Here is a 1938-nt window from a genome sequence, read left to right as displayed (position 1 = left end):
CCGTACGGAGGGGCGACCGATTAGGGGGTACGAGGGCGGAGCCCCGGCTCCGCCCTCGTACCCCCTAATCGGTCGCCCCTCCGTACGGGCGCCCGCGAGAAAAGGAGAACACTATGACCGGATTGAACGTCGCAGTCGTCGGAGCCACCGGACAGGTCGGCCGCGTCATGCGCGCGCTGCTCGACGAGAGGGACTTCCCCGTCGAGACCATCCGCTTCTTCTCGTCGTCGCGCTCCGCGGGCACGACGCTCGAGTGGAAGGACGAGGAGATCACGGTCGAGGACGTCGCGACGGCCGACTTCGCCGGAATCGACATCGCCGTGTTCTCCGCCGGGGCGACCGCCTCGCGCGAGTACGCCCCGAAGTTCGCGGCCGCGGGCGCCGTCGTCGTCGACAACTCCTCGGCGTGGCGCAAGGATCCCGAGGTTCCGCTCGTCGTCTCCGAGGTCAACCCCGAGGACGTCGCCAACCGTCCGAAGGGCATCATCGCGAACCCCAACTGCACGACGATGGCCGCGATGCCGGTGCTTCGCCCGCTCGTCGACAAGGCGGGCGGCCTCGAGCGCCTCTTCGTCTCGAGCTACCAGGCCGTTTCCGGCTCCGGGCTCAAGGGCGTCCAGGAGCTCGTCCGCCAGACCCAGGCGGGCGTCACGCAGGACCTCGCCGCCCTCGCCCTCGACGGCCGCGCAGTCGCGCTGCCCGAATCCGAGGTCTACGTCGCCCCGATCGCCTTCGACGTCGTCCCGCTCGCCGGGTCGATCGTCGACGACGGCTCGGAGGAGACCGACGAGGAGCAGAAGCTCCGCAACGAGTCGCGCCGAATCCTCCACATCCCCGGCCTCAAGGTCTCGGGCACCTGCGTCCGCGTTCCCGTCTTCACCGGGCACACCCTCACCGTCCACGCCGAGTTCTCGGGCGCGATCACGCCCGAGGAGGCGCGCGAGGTCCTCTCCTCCGCGCCGGGCGTGCGCCTCGTCGACGTCCCGACCCCGCTCGAGGCCGCCGGTCGCGACGAGGTGCTCGCCGGCCGCATCCGCCAGGATCAGGCGGTCGACGATTCGCGCGGCCTCGTCCTCGTCGTCGCCGGCGACAACCTCCGCAAGGGCGCGGCGCTCAACGCGATCCAGGTCGCGGAGATCGTCGCGGCGGAGCTCCTCGCGCAGTAGTCCCGATCGACGAGGGCGGGGCTTCCGGGCTCATCGAGGCTCCGGGCGGGCCCGCCCAATCGGACTCTCCGATCGATTGAGGCCTTCGCCTCACCGGCCCCGCGGCCGGGCGCCTCCTGTGGCGCTCGGCCGCGGGCTTCTTTACAGTCGGGGCCGTGCCTCATCACGTTCTGCCCGCCGCCGTCCTCTGGGACATGGACGGCACTCTCGTCGATACGGAGCCCACTTGGGACGCGATGACCGGAGAGGTCGTGCACGACCTCGGGGGCGAGCTCACTGCGGACGATCGGGTCCTCCTGCGCGGAGCGTCGACCGAGGCGACCTTGGAGGTCATTGAGCGCTGCGTGCCGGATCTCGACCCGACGACGGTCTTCGACGAGATCGAACGGCGCCTCCTCATCGCCCTTCACGACGACCTCGTCGTCATGGACGGGGCGATCCCGCTCCTCGAGGAGTTCGCGTCGCGCGGAGTCCCGCAGACGATCGTCACCTCGTCGCGCGCGGTCGTCGTCGAGCGCGTGATGAAGGTCCTCGGGGCCGACTTCTTCACCGGATTCGTCGCCGACGACTCGGGGGTCTCGCTCGACCGGATCGACGAGCTCACGCGGATTCGCATCACCTCCTGACCGCACGCGGACCGGCGAGGACGGGGCGGGGCGCCGCCCCGGCGGTCACTTCGACCACTCGGCGGCGGCGGACGACAAGGAGGGCGCCGACCACGTCGGCGCGGGCACCCGCCACGCAACCAAGGCCACAGTGGACACCGGCAATG

At 70.9% G+C, this 1938-nt stretch carries 2 protein-coding genes; both read left to right on the top strand.

Annotation, left to right across the window (positions count from 1 at the left end; translation table 11 throughout):
* Positions 1 to 113 precede the first annotated feature (113 nt).
* Entirely contained in the window at positions 114 to 1166 is a 1053-nt protein-coding gene (locus DY157_RS11180; RefSeq protein WP_115728721.1) for an aspartate-semialdehyde dehydrogenase, read from the top strand.
* A gap of 155 nt (positions 1167 to 1321) precedes the next feature.
* The gene (locus DY157_RS11175; protein WP_115728720.1) at positions 1322 to 1792 is read left to right on the top strand and encodes an HAD family hydrolase; all 471 of its coding nucleotides are present in this window, start codon (positions 1322 to 1324) and stop codon (positions 1790 to 1792) included.
* Positions 1793 to 1938: the final 146 nt, after the last annotated feature.

This window comes from Actinomyces culturomici (assembly GCF_900499005.1).
Classification (GTDB): Bacteria; Actinomycetota; Actinomycetes; order Actinomycetales; family Actinomycetaceae; genus Pauljensenia; species Pauljensenia culturomici.
The sequence above is the reverse complement of the archived record's forward strand: the minus strand, read 5'-3'. Positions and strand labels throughout refer to the sequence as shown.